Origin of the sequence: Prosthecobacter vanneervenii (assembly GCF_014203095.1) — a bacterium.
GTDB lineage: Bacteria > Verrucomicrobiota > Verrucomicrobiia > Verrucomicrobiales > Verrucomicrobiaceae > Prosthecobacter > Prosthecobacter vanneervenii.
This window is the reverse complement of record NZ_JACHIG010000007.1, coordinates 87,415-107,715: the sequence shown is the minus strand read 5'-3', so window position 1 is coordinate 107,715 and position 20,301 is coordinate 87,415. Positions and strand designations below refer to the sequence as shown.

The 20,301-nt window shown below is 58.2% G+C and carries 17 protein-coding genes; 7 read left to right on the top strand and 10 right to left on the bottom strand.

Annotation, left to right across the window (positions count from 1 at the left end; all coding sequences use genetic code 11):
- Window positions 1-10 precede the first annotated feature (10 nt).
- From HNQ65_RS16480 to HNQ65_RS16465, 4 genes are all read left to right on the top strand, one after another.
- Window positions 11-1,744, top strand: a complete 1,734-nt coding sequence (locus tag HNQ65_RS16480; protein WP_184340894.1) for a tetratricopeptide repeat protein — start codon at window positions 11-13, stop codon at window positions 1,742-1,744.
- 324 nt (window positions 1,745-2,068) lie between these two features.
- Window positions 2,069-2,896 carry a hypothetical protein gene (locus tag HNQ65_RS16475; RefSeq protein ID WP_184340892.1) on the top strand — a complete coding sequence of 276 codons (828 nt, stop codon included), beginning with the start codon at window positions 2,069-2,071 and terminating at the stop codon, window positions 2,894-2,896.
- Between the two features lie 40 nt (window positions 2,897-2,936).
- On the top strand, window positions 2,937-4,304 hold the full coding sequence (locus tag HNQ65_RS16470; RefSeq protein ID WP_184340890.1) for a hypothetical protein: 1,368 nt from the start codon (window positions 2,937-2,939) through the stop codon (window positions 4,302-4,304).
- A gap of 105 nt (window positions 4,305-4,409) precedes the next feature.
- The gene (locus tag HNQ65_RS16465; RefSeq protein ID WP_184340888.1) at window positions 4,410-5,081 is read left to right on the top strand and encodes a hypothetical protein; all 672 of its coding nucleotides are present in this window, start codon (window positions 4,410-4,412) and stop codon (window positions 5,079-5,081) included.
- A 239-nt stretch (window positions 5,082-5,320) separates the two neighbouring features.
- Here HNQ65_RS16465 and HNQ65_RS16460 read toward each other — a convergent pair whose 3' ends face one another.
- Window positions 5,321-5,851, bottom strand: coding sequence for an RrF2 family transcriptional regulator (locus HNQ65_RS16460; protein ID WP_184340886.1), 531 nt, complete (start codon window positions 5,849-5,851; stop codon window positions 5,321-5,323).
- A gap of 285 nt (window positions 5,852-6,136) precedes the next feature.
- Window positions 6,137-6,397, bottom strand: coding sequence for a helix-turn-helix domain-containing protein (locus tag HNQ65_RS16455; protein WP_184340884.1), 261 nt, complete (start codon window positions 6,395-6,397; stop codon window positions 6,137-6,139).
- Window positions 6,398-6,627: 230 nt separating this feature from the next.
- Here HNQ65_RS16455 and HNQ65_RS16450 point away from each other — a divergent pair, with 230 nt between their 5' ends.
- On the top strand, window positions 6,628-7,461 hold the full coding sequence (locus HNQ65_RS16450; RefSeq protein WP_184340882.1) for a hypothetical protein: 834 nt from the start codon (window positions 6,628-6,630) through the stop codon (window positions 7,459-7,461).
- Window positions 7,462-7,526: 65 nt separating this feature from the next.
- Entirely contained in the window at window positions 7,527-7,925 is a 399-nt protein-coding gene (locus HNQ65_RS16445) for a hypothetical protein (protein ID WP_184340880.1), read from the top strand.
- 274 nt (window positions 7,926-8,199) lie between these two features.
- Here HNQ65_RS16445 and HNQ65_RS16440 read toward each other — a convergent pair whose 3' ends face one another.
- The 8 genes from HNQ65_RS16440 to HNQ65_RS16410 form a co-directional block, all read right to left on the bottom strand.
- Window positions 8,200-9,642: a hypothetical protein gene (locus HNQ65_RS16440; RefSeq protein WP_184340878.1), complete on the bottom strand. Its 1,443-nt coding sequence runs from the start codon at window positions 9,640-9,642 to the stop codon at window positions 8,200-8,202.
- Between the two features lie 16 nt (window positions 9,643-9,658).
- Window positions 9,659-11,218 (bottom strand): hypothetical protein, encoded by a 1,560-nt coding sequence (locus tag HNQ65_RS16435; RefSeq protein ID WP_184340876.1) that lies wholly within the window; start codon window positions 11,216-11,218, stop codon window positions 9,659-9,661.
- 157 nt (window positions 11,219-11,375) lie between these two features.
- A complete protein-coding gene (locus HNQ65_RS16430; RefSeq protein ID WP_184340874.1) occupies window positions 11,376-13,232 on the bottom strand; it encodes a MarR family transcriptional regulator in 1,857 nt (618 codons plus the stop codon).
- Window positions 13,233-13,284: 52 nt separating this feature from the next.
- Window positions 13,285-13,470, bottom strand: coding sequence for a helix-turn-helix domain-containing protein (locus HNQ65_RS27110; protein ID WP_408004804.1), 186 nt, complete (start codon window positions 13,468-13,470; stop codon window positions 13,285-13,287).
- Window positions 13,471-13,518: 48 nt separating this feature from the next.
- Window positions 13,519-14,298, bottom strand: coding sequence for a hypothetical protein (locus HNQ65_RS16425; protein ID WP_184340872.1), 780 nt, complete (start codon window positions 14,296-14,298; stop codon window positions 13,519-13,521).
- Window positions 14,299-14,328: 30 nt separating this feature from the next.
- Window positions 14,329-15,729: a tyrosine-type recombinase/integrase gene (locus HNQ65_RS16420; RefSeq protein WP_184340870.1), complete on the bottom strand. Its 1,401-nt coding sequence runs from the start codon at window positions 15,727-15,729 to the stop codon at window positions 14,329-14,331.
- 542 nt (window positions 15,730-16,271) lie between these two features.
- Entirely contained in the window at window positions 16,272-17,207 is a 936-nt protein-coding gene (locus HNQ65_RS16415) for a GNAT family N-acetyltransferase (RefSeq protein WP_184340868.1), read from the bottom strand.
- 3 nt (window positions 17,208-17,210) lie between these two features.
- Entirely contained in the window at window positions 17,211-18,614 is a 1,404-nt protein-coding gene (locus HNQ65_RS16410) for a Gfo/Idh/MocA family protein (protein WP_184340866.1), read from the bottom strand.
- Between the two features lie 96 nt (window positions 18,615-18,710).
- Here HNQ65_RS16410 and HNQ65_RS16405 point away from each other — a divergent pair, with 96 nt between their 5' ends.
- Entirely contained in the window at window positions 18,711-20,282 is a 1,572-nt protein-coding gene (locus HNQ65_RS16405; RefSeq protein WP_184340864.1) for a hypothetical protein, read from the top strand.
- The last annotated feature ends 19 nt before the right edge of the window (window positions 20,283-20,301 follow it).

The following is a 20,301-nucleotide window of genomic DNA, read 5'->3' as shown; positions in this document are numbered from 1 at the left end:
CCCCACCGCCATGGCTGACGAAACTGACAAAACCTCCGCACCTGCCGTCACCCGCCGGGAGCCTACAGAGATGACCCTGCCCGGCGGCTTTGGCAGCTCGGTCAAATTTCTCGGCGTGCTGCTGGTGCTCTTGGTGGCGGCGCTTGTCTTTGGAAAGAAGGCCTGGGACGCACGCACTCATGCCAGCAGCGCCAGCCTGCTGAAGACAGCGCGGGAGGCCATCTCCAGGCAGGACTGGACCGTGGCGGCTGAAAACATCCGCCAGGCCCGGGAGGCTGAGCCGGATGACCTGACACTGCTGCGTGTGATGGTGGAGTATCTGGACAAGACGGGGCTGGATCCCGCCTTTCAGCTGCAGGCGCTGCGGCGGCTGCACGAGGCCGGGCAGAGAGAGCCGGCGGACCTGTGGGTGGCCGGGCGCGCCAGCCTGCGCAGTGGCGATGTGGCCGGGGCGCGCACCCTTCTGGAAAAACTGCCCGCAGACCTGCAGGCCACGCCGGAGGCCCTGGAACTGAAGGCCGCCATCCTTCAGCAGGAAGGCGGAGACGATCAGGCTCTCAAGCTGCAGCATCTGGCCGCCGAACGCACGGCGGATGATCCGCTGGCCGCCGTCAGGGCAGCAGTGCTGGATGCGGAGAGCGTGCACTCGGTGCAGCGTGCCTCAGGCATGGAACGGCTGTGGACCCTGGCTGAGCGCACAGACAAAGCGGGACTGGCGGCCATGCGTTTCCTGGTGGCGCAGCCCGGGCTGACACCACCGCAGGTGCAGGAGCTGGCGCACAAGGTGCAGGCACACCGTGAGGCCGGACTGGCGGACCAGCTGGCGGTGCTTTCCGCGCAGCTCCGGCTGGAGCCAGCGCAGCGCAGCAGCCAGATCGGGGACCTCGTGGCCCGGCACCAGAGCAGCAGCCTGGAGGTGAAGCTGGTGCTGGCACGCTGGCTGGCCGCCGAGCGCGAGCATGAAATGCTGGAGCGGCTGATCCCATGGGAGGTCGTGCTGAAGTCCGAAGATCTCTTCCCCATCGCCATCCAGTCCCTGGCAGAAGCCGGGCGCTGGCAGCAGATGAGCGAGGTGCTGCGGCAGCACACCCTGCCCATGAGCGAGGAAGGGCTGGCCGTGTGGCGCGCGCTGGCAGCCAGCCGCCTGCAGCCAGACATGAACGAAGCCCAGGTGCAGCTCAAGACGGCCATCAAGCGGGCCGCCGCCACCGGAAACTACGGACCGCTGCGCGCCGCCGCCCAGGTGGCGGAGGATCTGGAGCTCTGGGAGCTGGCCCTGGAGGGCTACCAGCTTCTGGCACAGCCCAAGGCCGGGCATGAACTGGAGATGCTGGAGAAATGCTGGCAGGCGGCCACGCACCTGGGAGACTCCACCCTTCTGCTGGACACCGCACGCCGGCAGAGCACCCTGCGCCCCACCAGCGCTCTCTATGCGCAGCGCCTGGACTACCTGCGCCTGCTGCGCGGGGAGGAGATCGAGTCGGTGTCATCCACGGCAGGCGGCCCCGGCGCGCCCGCCATTCTCTCCGCACTGAAAGCCTACCGCCTGGGAGACAGGCGGCAGGCCGCCGAGCTGCTGGCCGCAGCGCAGGGCACGGCCGTGCTGGAGGCCGGCCAGCGCGCAGTTTACGCCGGGCTGCTGGCCGTGCTGGGAGACCAGGCGCGCGCCTTCCAGCTGGCGGAGAAAATCTCTCCGCGCCTGCTCATGGCGGAGGAGCAGGCATTCCTCCAGAAAGCCCTCTGAAAAGAAGGGTGGAAATATTTCAAAATCATACTGGACAGGTGGACTTAAAACGCTACCTAAATCACACTCACGTAGTATGAGTTTAGTTCCTGAGGTGTTGACGCCAGGGGGCTGCGGCTGATCCGGACCACGGAAGGCCCGATGCGGCAGGCCGCTTTCCCAGCCGGGAAAGAGCCCTGCCAGACCAAGAATCCATCAACACCGGACCACTCCTGCCTGGAGCGTCCCGCCCTAGCAACCTCACTGGAGACGGCGCCGCAGCTCCATCCGCAGCCAAACCGGACGACGCCTCTCCGCGCTCCAGCAACCAGACTCATCATTCCTATGAAAAAACACAAGCAAACTTGGCTGGCGGCCCTGGCGCTGGCAGCCGTAGCGGTGCTGCAGGTTCCTGCATCAGCCGCCATCACCTACAGCGATGGAGACATCGTGCTGGCGGTGCGCGCCACAGCCGGCGTGGGAAACACCCAGACCTACCTCGTGGACATTGGCAACGTCTCGCAGTTCACCGGAGTCACAGGCTCCATCAATGTCAACACCCTGAACTCGCTCGGAAACCTCGGGGCGGATCTGGTGGCCACCTTTGGCACCGGGGCGGGCAGCTCCACGGAATGGTACAACCGCAGTGATCTCTCCTGGAGCCTCTTTGGCAAGGACAGCCTCAGTCCGGCCAGCATCTGGGCCTCCAAAGCGGAGACCACCGTGGGCACGCCTGCCTCTCCCTGGGCTGCGCTGAATACCACGGCCAGAAACGGCACCCGCAACCAGATCGCCTCCGTGACGGCCACCTTTGCCACCGCCACGGCCACCGCCAACAGCACCAAGGCCTTCATCCAGACCAATGCGCTGAACTCCGCCAGCTACAACTATCAGGTGACCAACGGCGGCACAGCCTTCGGCACCCTGAGCCAGTGGACGACCAGCAGCCTGGAAGGAAACTTTGCCAACGGTTCCGCAGGCACGGCGCTGGATCTCTTCCAGTTCAACTCGTCTTCGACACCCTCGAATCTGGGCACCTTCACCATCAGCAACAGCGGTGTGCTGACCTTCACGGGAACGTCCGCCGTGCCGGAGCCCTCCCGCGCGCTCTTTGGCATGCTGGGCATGGCAGCCATGCTCCTGCGCCGCCGCCGCCCAGCCGCCCGCGCCTGATCCCCCACTCCATCTTTAATTCCAACTCATTTCAAGCCTTATGAAAGCTTTCAAATCCATTCTCTTCGGCCTGCTCGGCATGGCCATGATCACGCCCGCCTCTGCGGTCACGACGACCATCCGCATCACCGGCTCCAATGGCGACCGCGCTGCCACGCAGTCCGCCATCACCAAACTCCTGGCCAGCGGCTGGGTTTTCCAGGGAAATAAAGGCAACGCAACCTCGGCCTCCACGGCCAATGCCCTCTCTTCCAACTACGGTGCCTATAACGGCACCTGGAACGGCAACCCGGTCATCATCAAGGTCTCCTTCGCAGGTGCCCTGGCCGGTGTGGCCTCCGTGGCCGGAAATCTGGACGCACGCTATGTCGTGAGCAATGGCACCGGCACCGGTGCCGTGGCGGACCCGACGGCGAACACCTCCGTGCTGGGCACCGACTATGAAGTCGCCAAGCCGGACTTTGGTTTTTCCACGAACTTCCAGAGCACCTCTCCCTTCCAGGGCACCTACCTCGGCACCTCCTACGCCACCCTCATCGAGGAAGTGGTGGGCGTGTCTCCGCTGATCTTCTACGCCAGCCCCGGCTTCCCCGGCTCTCCGGTCAACAGCTTCGGCGCCACCTACGCCAACGGAACGTACCTGCCCAACATCACCACCCAGCTGGGCCAGCTGCTCTACACCACCGGCGTCATCCGCCTGTCCCAGTTCACCGGCGACAGTGCGCATGAAAAGTACACCGTATTCGCCATCGGCCGCAACACGGATGCCGGCCAGCGCTTTGGCGCCTACACCGAGCTCGGCCTGGGCACCACCACCGCCGTCAGCGTCTGGCTGCCCACCTTTTCCACCCCACAGACCGTCTCCGGCTCTCTGACCTACGGCGGCGTGGTGGGCTCCCAGCAGCTCTGGCCCGTGGGCACCAGCAACTCCATCTACCTGCCCGTGACAGACATCGGCAATGGCGGCTACCCCACCGGTGCCACGCTGGCTCCCACGCTCACCACCACCCTCTCCACGGCTGCTGCCCAAACCGGTGGCAACACGGACGCCCTCGGTGGCTTCTACATCGGCTACCTGACCCCCTCTGACGGCAACGCCAGCGTGGTCAATGCCAGCATCCCCACCGCCAATCAAGGTGTGGCGCTGAGGTACAACGGCGTCCCCTACTCCGCCGCCAATGTGAAAAACGGCTCCTACACCGCCTGGGTGTACAACCGCATCATCCGCCGCCCCGGCTCCGCTGCTGACCCCAGCTCCGCCGCCAGCACCGTGCGCGACTTTGCCAATGCGCTGCGTGATCAGATCCTGAATGTGGACGCCACCAACGGCGGCGGCATCCTGATCGACTCCACCTTCCGCGTGGCTCGCTACACGGACGGCGGTCTGGTCATCCCCACCTTCTACTAATCTCAAACTCCTGGTTCAGGAACATCAGCCGTTGTGGGTATCGCATCCACAACGGCTTTTGTCTGCTGAGCGCCCGGCCCACTCTCCCCCTTTTTTCCCGGCATCATGCGCATCGGACTCCCCCCCAAAATCACCGCCCTCCCGCTGCACCGATGGGCAGCCGGCCTGGCCCTCGTGCTGACCACCGGCCTCATCGGCTGGAGCCTGGGGGCTGGAGGCGCTGCGGGATCTCGTGTCACCGCCTCGACTGAAACCGTGAAGCCCCAGCCTGCGCCAGCGGTGCCTGCACAATCACGACCGGACCTGCAGGCGGCCTCCTGGGCAACAGCAGCCTCACCCGCCGCTGCGCCAGAGCCGCCCGTGCGCTCATCAGGATTGGCCTCCGGACTCCCGCTGGCATCTCCGCCACCGGCTTCAGCACCTGCCTCGGCAGCACAGGCGGCCCCGGCCATCCCCGTCGATCCTCACCTCCCATCGAATCACTTCTGGTCGGGAAATCAGCAGGTGGCCGTCCAGGGATATGAGCCCGCCGGACCCGGCAGAGGCCTGGCCCTGGATCTCTCCCTGACTCCAGCCTCCGCAGCACCATCCACCACACAGACAACGGCCAGCTCTGCCGCCACCGACACAGCCACCTCTGGCACCGGCCCCGTGTCAGATACAAACACCAACACCCGCCTGCAGCGGGGCCTCACCTATGAGGAACAGCTCTTCCGCTCCAAATGGGGCTGGTCCGCCTACGCTGCCGCCCAGCGCATGGCGCAGTGGGACAAGTGAATGACACAATAGCAGCCAAAACACGCCGCGCTCCCGGTCTGGGAGCAAAAGCACAAGCCAACGGAGGGGGATCATCTTGATCCCCACACCTGCAGCATGTTTACAGACGAATCGAACACGCTGGGCGATGCTAAAACGTGTGGGATCGGGACGATTCCACTCCGCCGGAGCGCTGACAGGCCGCATGAGTGCGGGCCACCACGGATGATGATCCCCGTTTTCAGCAGATTGTGGTGTGTCTAAGCCACCGAATCCAGCAGCGTGGCCAGAAAGCCATCCGCAGGGTCCGCATGCTTTTCGCGTCCCGTCTTCTTCTTGGCCGTCTTTTTGGCAGCCTGCTGCTTTCTCAGCGTCACCTCCACCACGTTTTCCAGGGTGTAACGGTCCAGAATGTTGGCAATGGCATTGCGCACATCGATCATGAGCATGCGCAGGCCGCAGTGCGTCTCGTCCGGGCAGGTGCACTTTTCATACTCCGTCTCACTGGCGCAGCCGATGGGTGCCAGCTTGCCGTCGATCAGGCGCACCACCTCGCCCATCTTGATGGCTTTCATCGGCTTGGCCAGCCGGGTGCCACCGTACTTGCCACGCAGGCTTTCCACATAGCCGGCGGTGCGCAGCTCAAAGAGAATGGCCTCCAAAAACTTGAACGGCAGATGCTCCTGCTCCGCCAGGGTGGAAACAGAAATGACCCCCTCCTGCTGGCGCTCGGCAATGCCCAGCCGGATCAGGGTGCGCAGCGCATATTCACCTCGTTTGGTCAGTCGCATGGTTTGTGCCCATGAGTATGCAGCCCCAAGCCCCACAGGGCAAGTAGGAATATGAGAGTAAAAAGAACAACGCCGCTTCACGAGAAACAGCTGTCGGCATAATCGGTGGGACAGATATTGTTCACGACAGGAACCTCGGACCGCCGGTCTTCGTGGGGCCTATTTTTTCGCCGCTGAACACCCAGTTCCTTGCCCCTAGAGCCAGGCTTTGAAGCGTGGCGAACGAGCTCAGGCGACCGCACATGAACGGAAGGAAGCGTCATTCACACTCCGGTCAACCACGCTTCACTTGCTGTGACGAAGCACTGGCAGAACCGCCTTGGTGGTTGCTGGGAAAAGGTCAGTGATTTTGCAGCCGAGAATTTTGGCAAGCATCATGACTTCAGCATCGTTCACCCGACGAATGCAGGCCTCGATCTTGGACAGGGTTTCACGGGACAAGTCCCAGCCGGCAAGCTGGCAGCGAGCTGCAAAAGCATCCTGCGTCAGTTCTTTTTCGACGCGAATGCGCCGAACTGCTGAGCCAATGATGTTCTGCTGCGCCATGTTTCTGGCCGCAAATAGTAGGGAGTGGTGGCCCTTTGATTGCTCCGATATCGGAGCAAAATGGCTTGACGTGTGTAGAGTGCTGAATTGAATGCTCAGTGAAGTGACACGATCCAAACCAGCCAGGTCGCATCGGAGACCAGAACGATATCAGCGACCGGTGCCTTCGTTCGACCAATACGCAGCAGCGAATAGCTTCAAAAGCTCACAATCACCGAAACACGACCGTTATGAAATCGCCCACATTCCTGATTTTGATCTTTAGCTTTTGGCTGTGCACTTCACACGCCGACACTATCGATATGGCGGCTCTCTCGGGGACGTGTCACAACGTGACAGGAAACGCTGATGGTCATTTAAAGATCGTGTTCAGTGAGGAAGGTGGCAAGCTCGGTGGCTTCGTGTCAGTGAGCGGCTGGCTGAGAGGCGGAGGAAAAATCGCCGGCACACGCAGTGGAATGAAATTCCGGTTTAATACCACAGATTACACAGGGCTGATCATCAAGTGGCAGGGGGACGTTCAGGATGGGAAACTGTCCGGGGAATATTATATCGACGCACAGGGAGGGATGCCGCAACAAAATGGGGAATGGAGTGTAGCGCCGGAGGGCAGCCGAAAAGCCGGCGCGCCTTGCAATGCGAACGTCACCCTCAGCCTGCTCAAAATGGTTCTTGAAACCAGCTTGAACGATCCTGTCAAACAGGCGGACGGAACAGACATTCCAGGTGCTCAGGACCTGTTTAAATCGATTCATCCTGCAGGAGCAGGGATCAGCATTTGGGTTGAGAGCCTTGATGTGGACTGGATTGCCGACACACAGAGCAGGTGCTATGAAGACATTAACAAATTTCGCCTCAATTGTGTTTTATACTGGCAGGGGATTCTCAGGCCCACAGGAACGACAAAATTGCGCTTTGCCTACAATGTCAAACTTAATGCCGTCACATCCGCTGAGATTGTCGAAAGCACAGGGACGACCAACAAGGACGTAAATAATGCCCTTCTTGGGGTGGGCTCATTTTTGGGAGAAGCGGCCATCAAAGGCCTTCTGGGCGGGAAATAACAACAACAGGTTTAATGGCGAGGCAAAAAAATACCTCGCCATTCCCCCACAAAAGCTGGCTAATCATGAGCGATCAAAATGCACAAACCCAAGGCGGCTATCCGCCAGTTCCACAGCCTGTTAGACATCCAAATGCCGGATGTGCTTTGGCAGCTGCATGCGCGGCCCTCATTCTCTCGGTGTTGGTGCTTTCAAATTTCGTCTTTGTAAGCCAGGAACAAAGGCTGGTTGAGCCAGGAATCCTTTTTCCAAAATACGAAACTGTAGCAGTCACATCCTGGCTGCCAGTCATCTTTTGGACCGCCATATTTTGCGGCATCGTCTATGCACTCGTGTTGTGGAAACGCAGCAAACCATTCATCTGGCTGGCTATGGCAATTTTCATTTGGAAGAAAACCTGGCTGGACGCACAGAGAAGCGCCAATTCAACCAAGCCCATCGTTCCCAGCTATCAATCGAGATAAGCAGTGCATGCTTCAACAGCACCTCTACGGCTGGCTATGGTTGCATAAGCAGGACGCATTTAAATTCGGGTGGACTCGCATTTTCTGCCCCCCTTCTGGGCAGGAGGAGGAGAGGAGGTCTTCCCAATGGAGCTGTCATTATTGCGTCATGCAGATTGGGCAACTCTGCAGGCCGGAGCCGCGAGGTCGGACTTGTCACCGCCTTCCAAGCCAGCATCGCGTAATAGGCGTTTTACCATGCGCTGACACGCTGACATTCAGCGCCTGACCTCGTTTAAGCCGCCACTTCAAACCTTCCTTTGGAGTCTTTGGTCACCGCCCCCTTGCTTTTGAGCCTGAGGAGAGCCTCATCACGGGCCTGGGCGCGCAATTCATGGAAACTGCGTTGCAATTCCCGGGGTGATTGAGGGCCATTATCTTTGAGCTTCTGCAAAATGCCTTCCTCAAGCCGCTGTGTGTCGGTATTGTCGGAACCTGTCGAAAGTCTTGCCACCTCTGACTTTCCCATGAATCCGAGGAGCACTTGAAAGTGTTCGTTTGCAGCCCAGCGCGTAAGACGCACAGCGCTCATCATGGCCTGTTGCTTCTGCTGAATGGTAAATTCAGTTGGTTGTTTTTGGCCTTTTCCCATTGCGGTGGCAACGATTGTTTGCTCAAGAGAGTGTGCGATTAGCTGCAGGTGATACATACGTAGAGCGAGATCAGGAATCCACTGGAGCCATGGCTGCATTTCCTTCGGCAGAGTGGCGGTCGCGGAATCGAACTGTTTATAAAACAATTCGGCAATCACTTTCACGCTTTGCTCCAAAGCGATGTCCGAAGCCCCATTGATCACTCGTCGGCACTGGAATGCGATTTTTAGGAGCTGTGCCCAATCCGCGAATTCAGGGGCATTGACATCAGGCAGGCGTTTGGGAGAACCTGTGAATTTAAATAGTAGCACGGGTGGCGGATCGTGAGCGCAGATGCTGCGATTAGAAAACCACGTTTGCTGCAAGGACTGCGTACGGGTTTGCCAAAGGCAGGTGAGCGATGCTGGAATTTCTGTTCTTTGGGGTGTGACAGGCATGGGTTTGCACAACCAGCCAAGAATGAGCATCTCGTTAAATTGCCGTTGCAAGATGGGTTTCAATTGTCCCCACTCAATCAGTGGGTCTCTGGCCCCATTAATCATGGTCGTTGTTCGACCGCTGTTTTGGACGATGGCAAGGCCTGCCGCTGTTGGATCAGTCCTGGTTGTTAAATATTGTGTGTGAACCATCTTCAATGCATCGACTGGAATGGAATTCACAAGCTGGTCAATCTGGGGATCGCTTGATCGAGTGTTGGTATCCTGAGCGGCTGCGTCCCGCAAATGCCTCTGCAGAACGAGCTTGGCTTGATCAGATGTCCAAAAATTGGAAATGCCTTTTGCTTCCTCAAGCCATCCTCTTCCAAGGGTTGCCAGCCATTCACCCGGTGAAGTGCTGTCAGAAATCACGGCCAGACTAAAACATGGGGGGATTCGCGTGGTTCCATCATCAAGGAAGACACCACGTCCCATTGCTGCGGCCAGATGAGCTAATCCACCCATTGCCGCAGTCCGGGCGTCAATGCCAAGCAGGTCCTGAGATTTTTCGGCAAGCGCAAAAAGGCGAGGTGGCAAACATTGACGAACATCATCAAAAGTTTCACCTTTGCCAAATTCAAACGGTCTGATCGAGGTGTCGTAGTTCATGGTTTATCAGTTGGTTTTAATTGTGGGCGGCATATTGTGGTTCCCTGACGCTTCCACTGTCAGTTTCGGCTTGCAGGAGTTCATACCGGTTGTCGGCATGCTTTTTTACTCGGCCTTCTTTTTCCAGGATGCTTATCCCGGTTTTGAAAAACGACGCTGCCCGGCTTTTGGTGGAGCGCTGCATCTGCCGCACATTGCAGGGGCCCTTGTCCCGCAAGATGGCAGTCACTGCTGCCATTGACTTGGTCGCATTTTCTTTGGCTAGAGTCGTGCGTGCTTTGTGAAGCAATTGCTGTTGCTTTCGAATAGCGTAAACCGCCGAATAGAACGCGGTTTGAACGCACCAAAATGGCTCGTGCTCTTGGTGAAACTGCATGAACACCCATAGAAGGCGTTCAGGGAGATCAAAAAACTGTGCGGTGAAGTTCCCATCAACGCCCTTCACAGCTTGGAGCGCCTTGGAATATTCCATGCGGAGCTTAATATAGGACTGGTTGCAGTCCTGGGGAAGAGAGAGCCGCTTTTGCGCATGATTCGGATTAAAACAGCGTAGCTCAATGAGCTCCTGAATCACTTGCTCATAGCGCTGCCACGCAGCCATGAGGGCATTCCCGGGAATCGTTGGCGACTTCCATGGAGCCCCTTCCCAAAGCAGGCAGGTCTTGATGACTTCGTTCCAATTGGAACCTGGGTTTTGAAGAACGCCGCCTATGCGTAGGAGTGTGGATTTGGCGACCATTTGGATCCTTGCAAACTCCAAGGTGCCGCGCCCTTGATCACGGTGGTGTGGTGCAAATGACAGATCTCTTCCTTGCAAAAAGGAGCAAAGATTAGCAGCTGTATTTTCATCGCTGACAGCTTTCTTGGAAGCTAGATTAAAAATGCCACCGCTGGGATTAAAAACGAACAATTGGCGATGCAGTGCTTCATTCAAAGCCCCGCCAATTTGATCAACGAAAACTCCCTCGGCCATAAGGGTGGGCAAATAGGAGATGCCGGGTGAAGCACGAACTGGAACTCTTCTGCTTCCCAGATAATGGCTCTTCACCAAAGCCATTTCATTGAACTCTTGCCTTGGAAGATAATTCAAGCTCAACATTTCCTGCTGCTCCTGCGCCAGGCGGTGATCATTGTCTTTAATCCATGGATGGAGTGAATTTTGAAGCGGCTGGTATTGATCCACGGAGTGATCGCCAAACGTGTTTCTGTCCGAGAGAAGTTTTGACTGACAAGTGGCCGCATGTCGCAGCCATCGAAGGCGCTTTTGCAACGGTTCGAACAATGCTGCTTCGAGGTCATTGGCATTCGGAGAATCGCCATCAATCCGCACGAGGTTCAAATGTGGATGATATTTCCGTCCGAACGGATCAACAAATCCAGCGTACGGGCCAGAGATATTCGCCACTACGCTCGCGATGCTAAGGGCGACATCTCCGGGATTAATTCGGTGATAGGCCGCAATGCTTTCAATATGCGATCCAAAAAATTCATCAGGATCTTTGACCGATCTTTGATCGACATTTTTTGACTCTGCTTTCGCGGGTGGGTCGGATTGAACGGGCGTTTGTTGTTCCATGGTAATTAGTGCTTAAATGCGCATCGCTTTTTGCGTTTGCCGCTTTGCTTCAGTTAATTTTCATTAGGACAATTCTCAGAAAACGCACCGTTAGCAGCCGGCCGCTGGTTCATCTCTGCCATGTCTTTCTGGTAATGTGGGACGTGTGCCATAGGGATCAAAAATTGCGGTTCAACAGTCGCAGCGCCTCGTCGGCGGCGACAACATGGAACTTGGCCAGAACGTCGTATTCCGAGAAGCTGTGCCAGCCCGCCTCCGTGGCGAGGCAGAAATTTACCTCACCAGCCTTGTGCAGCTTCTGAATGCCGCGCACCACACGCCGCCCGGTTGATGTCACCAGCATGCACTGCCTCGTCCACGCGAGTGAGCAATCACAGCGCAGGTCCGCCAGCATGACTTCGTCACCCTGCGTCTTGGCGTGCACCCACATCGCCATCGTAGCCCGCAGGACGGTCCTGCGACTTTTCGGCATTTTGTCGCATTTCTGATTCTCCACGTAACACTCAATCCTGCCACGCATCGACAGGTTGTAAGGCGACATCTCTTTCACGAACTCGTAAACCTCCCGGCCTTCTTCGAGCAATTCAGCCCAAGTTTCCTCGGCATCGCACTCCGCCTTCGCTTCCTCCAGCAGCAAGCTGCCGCTGTTGTGCTCCAGATACTCGATCAAATTGCGGAGATCGTAATCGGCACACGGATCTGGCAGGACTCGATCGTACCAAGCCTGCAGGAAATCCTGCGCAGCCGTGAACGGCTTGCGCGCACCGGAGACGACTTCGGCCCACGTTTTGAAAACGAAGGCGCGGTTCATTTTGCCGCTGCGAAGCTTCTTCACGATCTGGAGCGCCTCCAGGTTGGTCACGTCATCGAAATCCTTGAAGCACTGCATGATCACAATGCCGATCTTGTGCGACATCAGCCACAGCTTCGCACCGTCGCCGTTGAGCTCGGTGCGAGGGATTTCTTCCAGGCCCAGCGGCAGCCCGTGCAGACACTCGTCCGCAATCGGCGTTTCAAACGCCGCCGGGGCCATGGGCGCAAACAGATCGTAGCCGACATGCGCACCTTCACCATACTCGGGCGCGACCAGCGCCCGCACCATCGCGTTGTTCAGGCTGGAGCGGAGCTCGGGGTGCACAACCGGGCAGATGTCGAAAATGAGCTTGTCGAACTCTTCGTCCCAAGCGCCCTCTTCCGCGCCGGAGGCGTCTGGAGCGCCGGAGGCGCCGGGTTCAACCGACGAAGTCCCAACCGCCGAACCTTCTGGAGAAACAAGATTGGGCACCTCCTTTTCCCCCGGAAAAGGAGGTAGGAGGATTTCCTTCTCCTCTTCCTCTGTTACATTACCATTATAAGGGTACGAGGGATCAGCTCCTGGGGTGCCAATTTCTGGGGGCCCCAGGGTTTCCGGTTCTTGGAAAGTGTCAGCTACCTGCACGGTCTCGTCACCGACTGCCCGGCGCTTGCGTTTCCCGCCCTTTCCAGGCCGGTCTGGGTTGCTGGGGTTGTGGGAGGCGCGGATCTCCTTCCGGCGCACTTCACGCATGGCTGCTTCCTTGGTGTTGGCCTCGACCGAGTAGTGGGTCACGTACCCGTTCAGTTTCTGGATGTTCCCGGCCAGGCAGGAGTGCAGGACATTCCCGAAGCGCCGGCCCGCCTTGCGGCACTCCACCCGCTCGATGTAGCCGGCATTGACAAGGGACTGGATGGCTTTGTCGCATGCGTACCGGCTGAGCTGGGTGCGCTCGGCGACGCGGGCCTGTGTCAGCTGGAACCCGGGCAGGTTGTTGCCGAGCTCGCTCATCACCACGAAAGCGTTGGTTCCCAGTGCTTTGCGAATCTTCTCCAGCCCTTGGTTATAGAGCGGGCTGTTCATCGAGGGGAAGTCCTGCAGCCGAGGTGCCACCAGCTCGCGCGATCCCACCGGTTCTTCCGGCTTGGCTTGGCGCTTTTTCTCGCGTGGCGCGCGGGGGTTGTTGTTGACCAGGGGAGGGTTGAAGCGGACGACAGACATGGGGATCGCAGGGAAAATTGTGGCCGGTATGGGGAACCCAAAACGGGCGTTTTTACGCTCGCGACTCTCTTTCGATCTGTTCAATTTCGGCCAGAGCAAACCTGACCCCGCGCCCAAAATGGTACGCGTGAAGTTTTCCACTTTTCCTCCAGATGCGGAGGGTTTTGGTCGTGATCTGCCACCGTTGAGCTAGGCAGCGGGCGGTAAGCCAAGGAGAGGGGAGGTCAGGTGTTTTCACAAGACCCTCAAAGTTCCTCCAATTCGCTCGCAGGCGAATTGCTATTCATTATGCACTTTTATCTTTTTTGGTAGGGACAATTATCTTGACAGCTTTTGAGTTGCCCCTCCATGGAGCCTGCTTGGCTAAGGCGGTCAGTCCAGCCTTTTTAAAAATCACCGACCAGTTAAAGGTGTTGAATTTCAGCTCATCATGTTGGCTTTCCATGCTGGTTTGCACTTCCAACCTTGACGGGGCTCTCAAGTGTTGATTTGCCAATTCCAACGCAACTTCGATGGCTCTTCTAGGTATGGTGACATGTGAGGAAAATCCGTTTTTATGCGTAACCTTAACGGTGTCCGCATTGCCGTGATTGATTTTTTCCAACTGAAAAAGTTTTAGTGCTGAGCCGAACCGTTTCTTTAGCTTTTCTTTGGATTCTTCCTTTTCAAGGAGGGACTTAACGGCGGATAGCTCATTCAACTCCTTTCCGCATGTGAATTGCAGCTGCATCACGATTCTACAGCATTCTGCCATGGTATTCACCAATTCGATCCTTGCGGTTGGTTCGATTGAATTCCCAAATTCCTCCTGTGACTCTTGATCCGGCAGTTGAAAAATCCTGTACAAATTTTGAGGTATTAACAAGTCCAGATTTGAAGACGAAATTTTTGGGACCAACGATAAGGCCCACGAGAGCATTTGAACTTCCACTCCTGCTTTCAAAGAGAGCTTGTCATATTTGCTTTGAAGGTCGGGATGCAGCCGGGCTTCGTATTGGCCGTTGAACCCAAGGTCAAAGATAAAGAGACCGGGAACATTTTGGGGCGCTGTATTGACAGGTTGCATTGTAAGCAGTGTCTAGAAAAGTGTGGAGGCTCATGCTTTGTCAGGATCAACGAGCATCAATCCAAGGCCAGCGGTGATGCGTTTCTTTTTATCCGTATAATAGGATGCTGTTGTGCTGATTTGCGCGTGTCTGAGGACGCTCTGAGCAGCGAAAATGCCCTGCTCCGATGCAAGGACTGCTCCCAGTTCTTTTCGCAATGTGTGCAGCTTTTTGGTGTCGCTGACACCATGCCCCTTCAGCCAAGCGTACAACGTTTTGAAGTGCCGGGTGCAGCGGTAATTGGATCGAGAAACATGTTTCTGCGGCTTGAGATCCGGTGCTATGACAAATTCGCCTTTGTCCTTCGCCTTCCAGGCTCGCATGAGCCCCAGAAGCTCGGCATCCAGATCTATAGCTCCGAAAGATTCCTCGCTCTTGGGTTGAAAAAGCTCAGTGGCCTCGATGCAAATCTGACCGCTGTGAAAATCAACCTGTCGCCACAGGAGCGTGTCGATCTCGCGCTTTCGCAGACCGCAAAGCAAACCAAGGCAAAAAATCTTGAATGGCTCGCCGCTCAGTTCGAGACGGGCCGTCTTGATCAGTGAGTGGGTGTTGATCCGGGAGACGTAACGAGTGCCCCCCATTTTGGGTATTTTGAGCCCGGCAAACGGGAGTGGAGTGGGCAGGGTAAGCGTTTCCAGCACGTATTTGAGCGCGCGCTCTGAGAACAACGCTCTGGCGCTTCTGAGGATAGATCCGGCCGTGTTGGTGGCTCTTCGAACTGCGTCAGGCGCCGTGCCTGCTTTTTCGATGTATGCAAGTTTCCAGCGTTGCACTGCAGCAGCTGTTAAAACATCCAGTGTTTGCGCCTCCACTTTCGCCACCCAGGCCTGGCGTCCCCCTGTTTGATGGTCGCGGCGCGAAAGATAAACGATCCGTTTTTTGCGGTCGCGCTTGGGTTGGCCGTTTTCATCGAGAGCCGGTTGGTCCCCGATGTCGCAGATCTCTGCGGTTATTTGTCGCAAGCTCTGAGAATAGACTGTGAATGTGGATGCGCGAAAACCTGCGGTTGCCTTCACTTCAGCCAAAAATTCTCCAACGGTGGCGATGTGCGTCGGTTTCGCTGCCTTCGGTTTGAATTCCGCAAGGGTCTTTTCCCATCCCTGGGTGAGAAGAGATGTGTAGATCTTCTGGGCGGTGCGTGCTGCCGCATCCCGGTTCGGTGAACCGAGGTTGAACGTTTCGCGTCTGCCTGCGCGGGAAATGCGCGCGCACCAATCCCGCGTAAGAGCTGTTTCGCCTCCGTTTTGATAGCTGTTTCGAAACAAGCGAGCCAGCCAGTATCGCGAATCAGTCTTCGGCAGCGTCTTCGTCTTCTTTTCTCTCGGAACAACCTTGGCCACTTCTTGGCCACTTTTCTGGTCCATGTTTGAACGCGCGCGTTCGCTCATGACCTCACCAGATGACTCTGGAGTCATTGATTCATAATGAACTGCGCCGACCATAAGCGAACATTAGCAAACTTGGCGAAACCCGCAACAACGAGACTTAGGATCTGGTTTGGAAACAAGTGCAGGTTCGAGTCCTGTCTCCGGCACTTACGAAGGAGAAATGACAATTTTCAGGGGCGGGGAAATATTTACCCGGCCACTTTTGGCGGAGCAGCACAAAGAGGCGTTTTCATGGCTAGTTTCCCTTTTTGACATCTCAATTTACGGCCTGCCCCACGAGGTGAACTGCAAACTCACCCTGCTTTGACGTTATCATATTTGTAGCGGTCGTCTTTATCCCCGGCGTTTCCAGTCCCCATACCTGCCACGACGAACCCACTATTCGCCCCTCATCAATCGAGGCTAGATCTTTGCGCCGGATCATGAAGGCCGTCCCATGACGCGACGAGTCAACGATCTGCTCAACTCATCTCTGATTTATACGAAGTTCCTGAGCATCTCAGCCACTCAGATGAGATTTCTTTCGATACGCAGCCAGGACCTCAAGCCGTCTCCGGCATGAAGGTTGGAAAGACGATGCCTTTCGCACCAGCGACAGGAGCAGTTGATTGCGCGACATGCAGCTCCACATTCCGAGCACCCCAGGAGTAAGCAGTGCGCACGAGGGAGGACGCTGCGCAGGGCGCGAGGAAGACGAGCGTCTGACCACGCAGGCTGTCGAGAGCGCGCCAGAGCAAGACGATGGCGGTTGTCTCATCGCTGGCGACACCAGGACCGATCATGGTGAACGATGGGTGCACACTCATGGCGAGGAAGCCGTTCACGCTGCCATCTGCGGCCTCGGAAACGAGCACACGCCAGGCACCGACTTCGTTGCGAATGAAAAATGTGAAGTCCTTTTCGCGACGAATGCCCTGCTGAGAGTACTCGAAGTCGGAGATTCGCGGCGCATCGGCCAAAACAGCTTCACGCACATGTGCGATGCCCGCAGGCGCGGCGGCGGCCAGGCCGGTTTCGGGAACGGTGATGAGCAAATCTTGATACATGGCCCCGGGGACGAATCCGAGCCGCGTGTAGAGCGAGAAGGAGTCGAGGTTCAGCAGGCTCGAAACAAGCCGTGCGGGCTTGCCAAGGCGTTTCGCCTTGTCCAGGACGAGCGACATCATCCTCTTCGCGATCCCACGCCCCCCAGCATCTGGCGCGGTGGCGACGATGCCCACAGAGACATGCGTTTCACGCTCATGCGAGAAGCACACGCCGACGATCTCGCCGCTGGCTGTGCGGGCAGTGACGCATTCGCCGGGGTCGAGCGCCTCATAGACGTCCGGAAAGAGGGTGAAGGGCTCATGGCTTCCGCCAAAGCGAGAGCCCTGGCCGAGGCGACTTTCATACCAGTGCACCAGCGCCCGGTGCAGAAGGCGGGCGATGGGTTCGCGGTCGGATGCGGTGAGGGCCGTGAAGGCAATGTGCTCGCTCATGGCTTAGACAATCTCCCAGCCTTTGCGGTATTGTTCTTTGGTGAAGGCGTCTGCGGCAGGCAGGCCTTTGGCCTTCATCGCTGCGGCGTCCCACTCGATGGGCTTTTGCGCACGGAGCGAGAGCACGCCCAGCAACGCGATCTCCGTGAGGTGGGCAGCATAGGCAAAGGGACTCGTCGCGGGCTCGCCGCCTTTGCATGCATCGATCCAGTCGCGATGATGGCCATTGGAGCGTTTCAGCCGTGGCGCGGGCTTCTGGTATTCCATGCGTCGCTTTTCGGGGAAGAGACGTGGAGGTCCGCCGCCGCCATCGCACTGGATCACACCTTTCTCGCCGATGAAAAGGCAGCCGCGTTTTGGCAGTGGGAAACCTCCCAGCGCCTCGGGCGTGGGCGGCATCATGCCGCCATCATACCAGGTCATGCGGATCTCCGGCCGCGAGCCCGCTGCGGGGAAGGTGTAATAAATGAGCGCGCCATGCCCAGCGATGTCGCTCGTCATCAAACCTGCTGCGTGCGCCTCGATACGTGAGGGCACCGGCAGATCAAAAGCGCGCACGGCAGTGTTCATGTCGTGGCAGGCGAAGTCGCCGATGCCTGTGCAACCAAAGTCCCAGAAATCACGCCACGCCACGGGGAAGTAGGCCGGATGAAACGGCCGCTCCTGGCGCGGGCCCAGCCACAGGTCCCAGTTCAGGCCCGCAGGCACTGGTGGTGTGTCGGTGGGCTTTCCGGCGAGGGTGGGATTCCAGCGCTTTGCGCCCACCCACACATGGATCTCCTTCACCGCGCCGATGGCGCCGTCCTGGATGTACTCGATCGTCTCGCGTGTGCCGAGAGACGAATGCCCCTGGCTGCCGAGCTGGGTGGCCACGCCGGTCTCTGCTGCCACCTTCGCCACGTGGCGTGCCTCCCAGATGTTGTGCGTGAGCGGCTTCTCGCAATAGACGTGCTTTCCGGCCCGCATGGCGATGACCGAGCAGTAGGCGTGCAGATGGTCTGGCGTGGCAATGAGCACGGCGTCGATGCTTTTCTCCTTCTCAAGCATCTCGCGGAAGTCGATGTAGTCTGCGCAGCGGAAGTTCGGTGTCTTGGTGGCGTAGTGCTTCTCGATCTCCGCCTTCACCGGCAGGCGGCCGCCCATGCCTTTGAAGTAAAAATTTTCAAGACTGAACGACTCTGCCGGATCTGCCACGGCGATGATCTGGCAATCCTCAAGCGGCAGGAGATTCCGTACATTAGTGCGACCCTGCCCACCGGTCCCGATGATGGCCACGTTCACCTTTTCGCTCGGCGGCACAAACCGCGGCCCGCCCAGAACATGCCGGGGAACGATGTTGAATGCTGTCACTGCAGCGGCGGTGGTCTTGAGGAAATGTCGGCGGGAGGTGCTCGGAGCAGGATTCATGCGGTGATGCAATACGCCGTCCTGCGCGACATTCTTCTGACGTGTTGCCGCCGATGACAGATGAAAGGTTTGTAGTGCCGCCGCCGACTTGCATGGATGAACCGCCGCAAGCTCCTCGCCACTCTCGCCGCCATGCCCGCCACCTCGTGGAGCGTGGGAGCGGGTCGTGAGCTGGAAAATCCGTATGCGGCGGTGGATTGGGACTCCTGGGAGTGCCTGCACTCGATGTCGCATCAGCACCAGGGGCAGAACGATGCCTCGCGCGATGGCTTCCTCGGCATGGGCTACGGCCATTTTGCCTTCAGCAACTACTACCCCTCCGCGCCGACCTATCCGCTGCCAGCGGAATATGCAGCGAAGCATCCTCAACTCATCGCCGCGCCCAATGCGGAGCATCACTCCTACACGGACACCGGCCTGCATGCCAATGCGCTGGGGAGCCTGCTCGCCACGGGTTACGGCAGTTCGGTGAGCGCTGCAAAATGTGCCTCGTCGCCTGTTTCTCACCGCTTTGAAAAACTGAATGTGTTCGATGCCTCAAAGCCCTGGATAGGCGTTTACCGGCTGGACGTGCGGCTCGCCGCCAAAGATGCCAAAGCCATGGCCACGCTCAGCCTCGATGGCGCGCATGAGTGTGATTTTCGCAATGGCTTCGCGGACAAGGGATCGGTGCATGAGCGCAAACTCCCGTCCGGCAGCCACACGATCTATCTGCGTGCCACGAGGGACAGCATCGACGCCAAGCTCGAGTTTGATGCCGCTGCCGTGTCAGTGACGCAGTACCGTCTCATGCAGGGCACGAACCGCCCGTGGCGGGATGTCTTCCGTGAAGCCTTCGACAATCTGCAATACTCCGATGGCGGAGGCATGACGCTGAATCATCCCACCGGAAAGCTGGCGGACTATCTGCCGATGCTGGACTTTGACCCCCGGGTGCTGGGCATTGAGGTGTGGAATCAGCTGACCTCCGGCTTTGGTTCCAGCCGTGGCTTCTATGACGACAGCGGCGCGCCCACTCTGCACTTCTACCAGCTTTGGGATGAGATCCTGCGCACCGGGCGGCGCTGCTGGGGCTTCTTTGTCAAAGACCACAACACTTACGGCCGTGGCCGGAATGTGCTGCTCGTGCCAAAGCTCGCTGCCATGCCTGCTGACAGTCGCGAATCTGCCGCGCTGCGTGCGTATCGCCAGGGAACGTTCTTTGGCTCCGTGGCCTCGCTCGCAGCGAGCGAAGCGGGAGAAGTGGTGGCGCCGTATGATCGCAGCGGCTTTCGCTTCAGCCACATCGTCGTGCAAAACGACACCCTCCACGTCACCGTGGCTGGCAACGACGCCAAACGCCCCAAGCTGCAGATCCGCTTCATCACGGATCAAGGCATCGCCAGCATCGTGGATGGCGCACAGGCGGAGTTTCCGCTGAAACGAGATAGCAGCGGCCGGCTCGAAGCGGCATTTGTGCGGGTGGAAGCCTTCGCTTATCCGGAGACCCATCAGCGCGGCCAGCCGCTCACCGCAGACATGCTGCGTGGCATGAGCGTGCATGACATCTCGCTGCTGCATGACCAGAAGGCCCTGCTCGGCCCCGCCTTTGCCAGCACCGCTCCGGCCCTGCGCACGCCAATACCGATTGTGGACATGATCTTTTCCCAGCCGCTGCGCCGGGTGTAAGTTCTTTCTGGAAGCAACG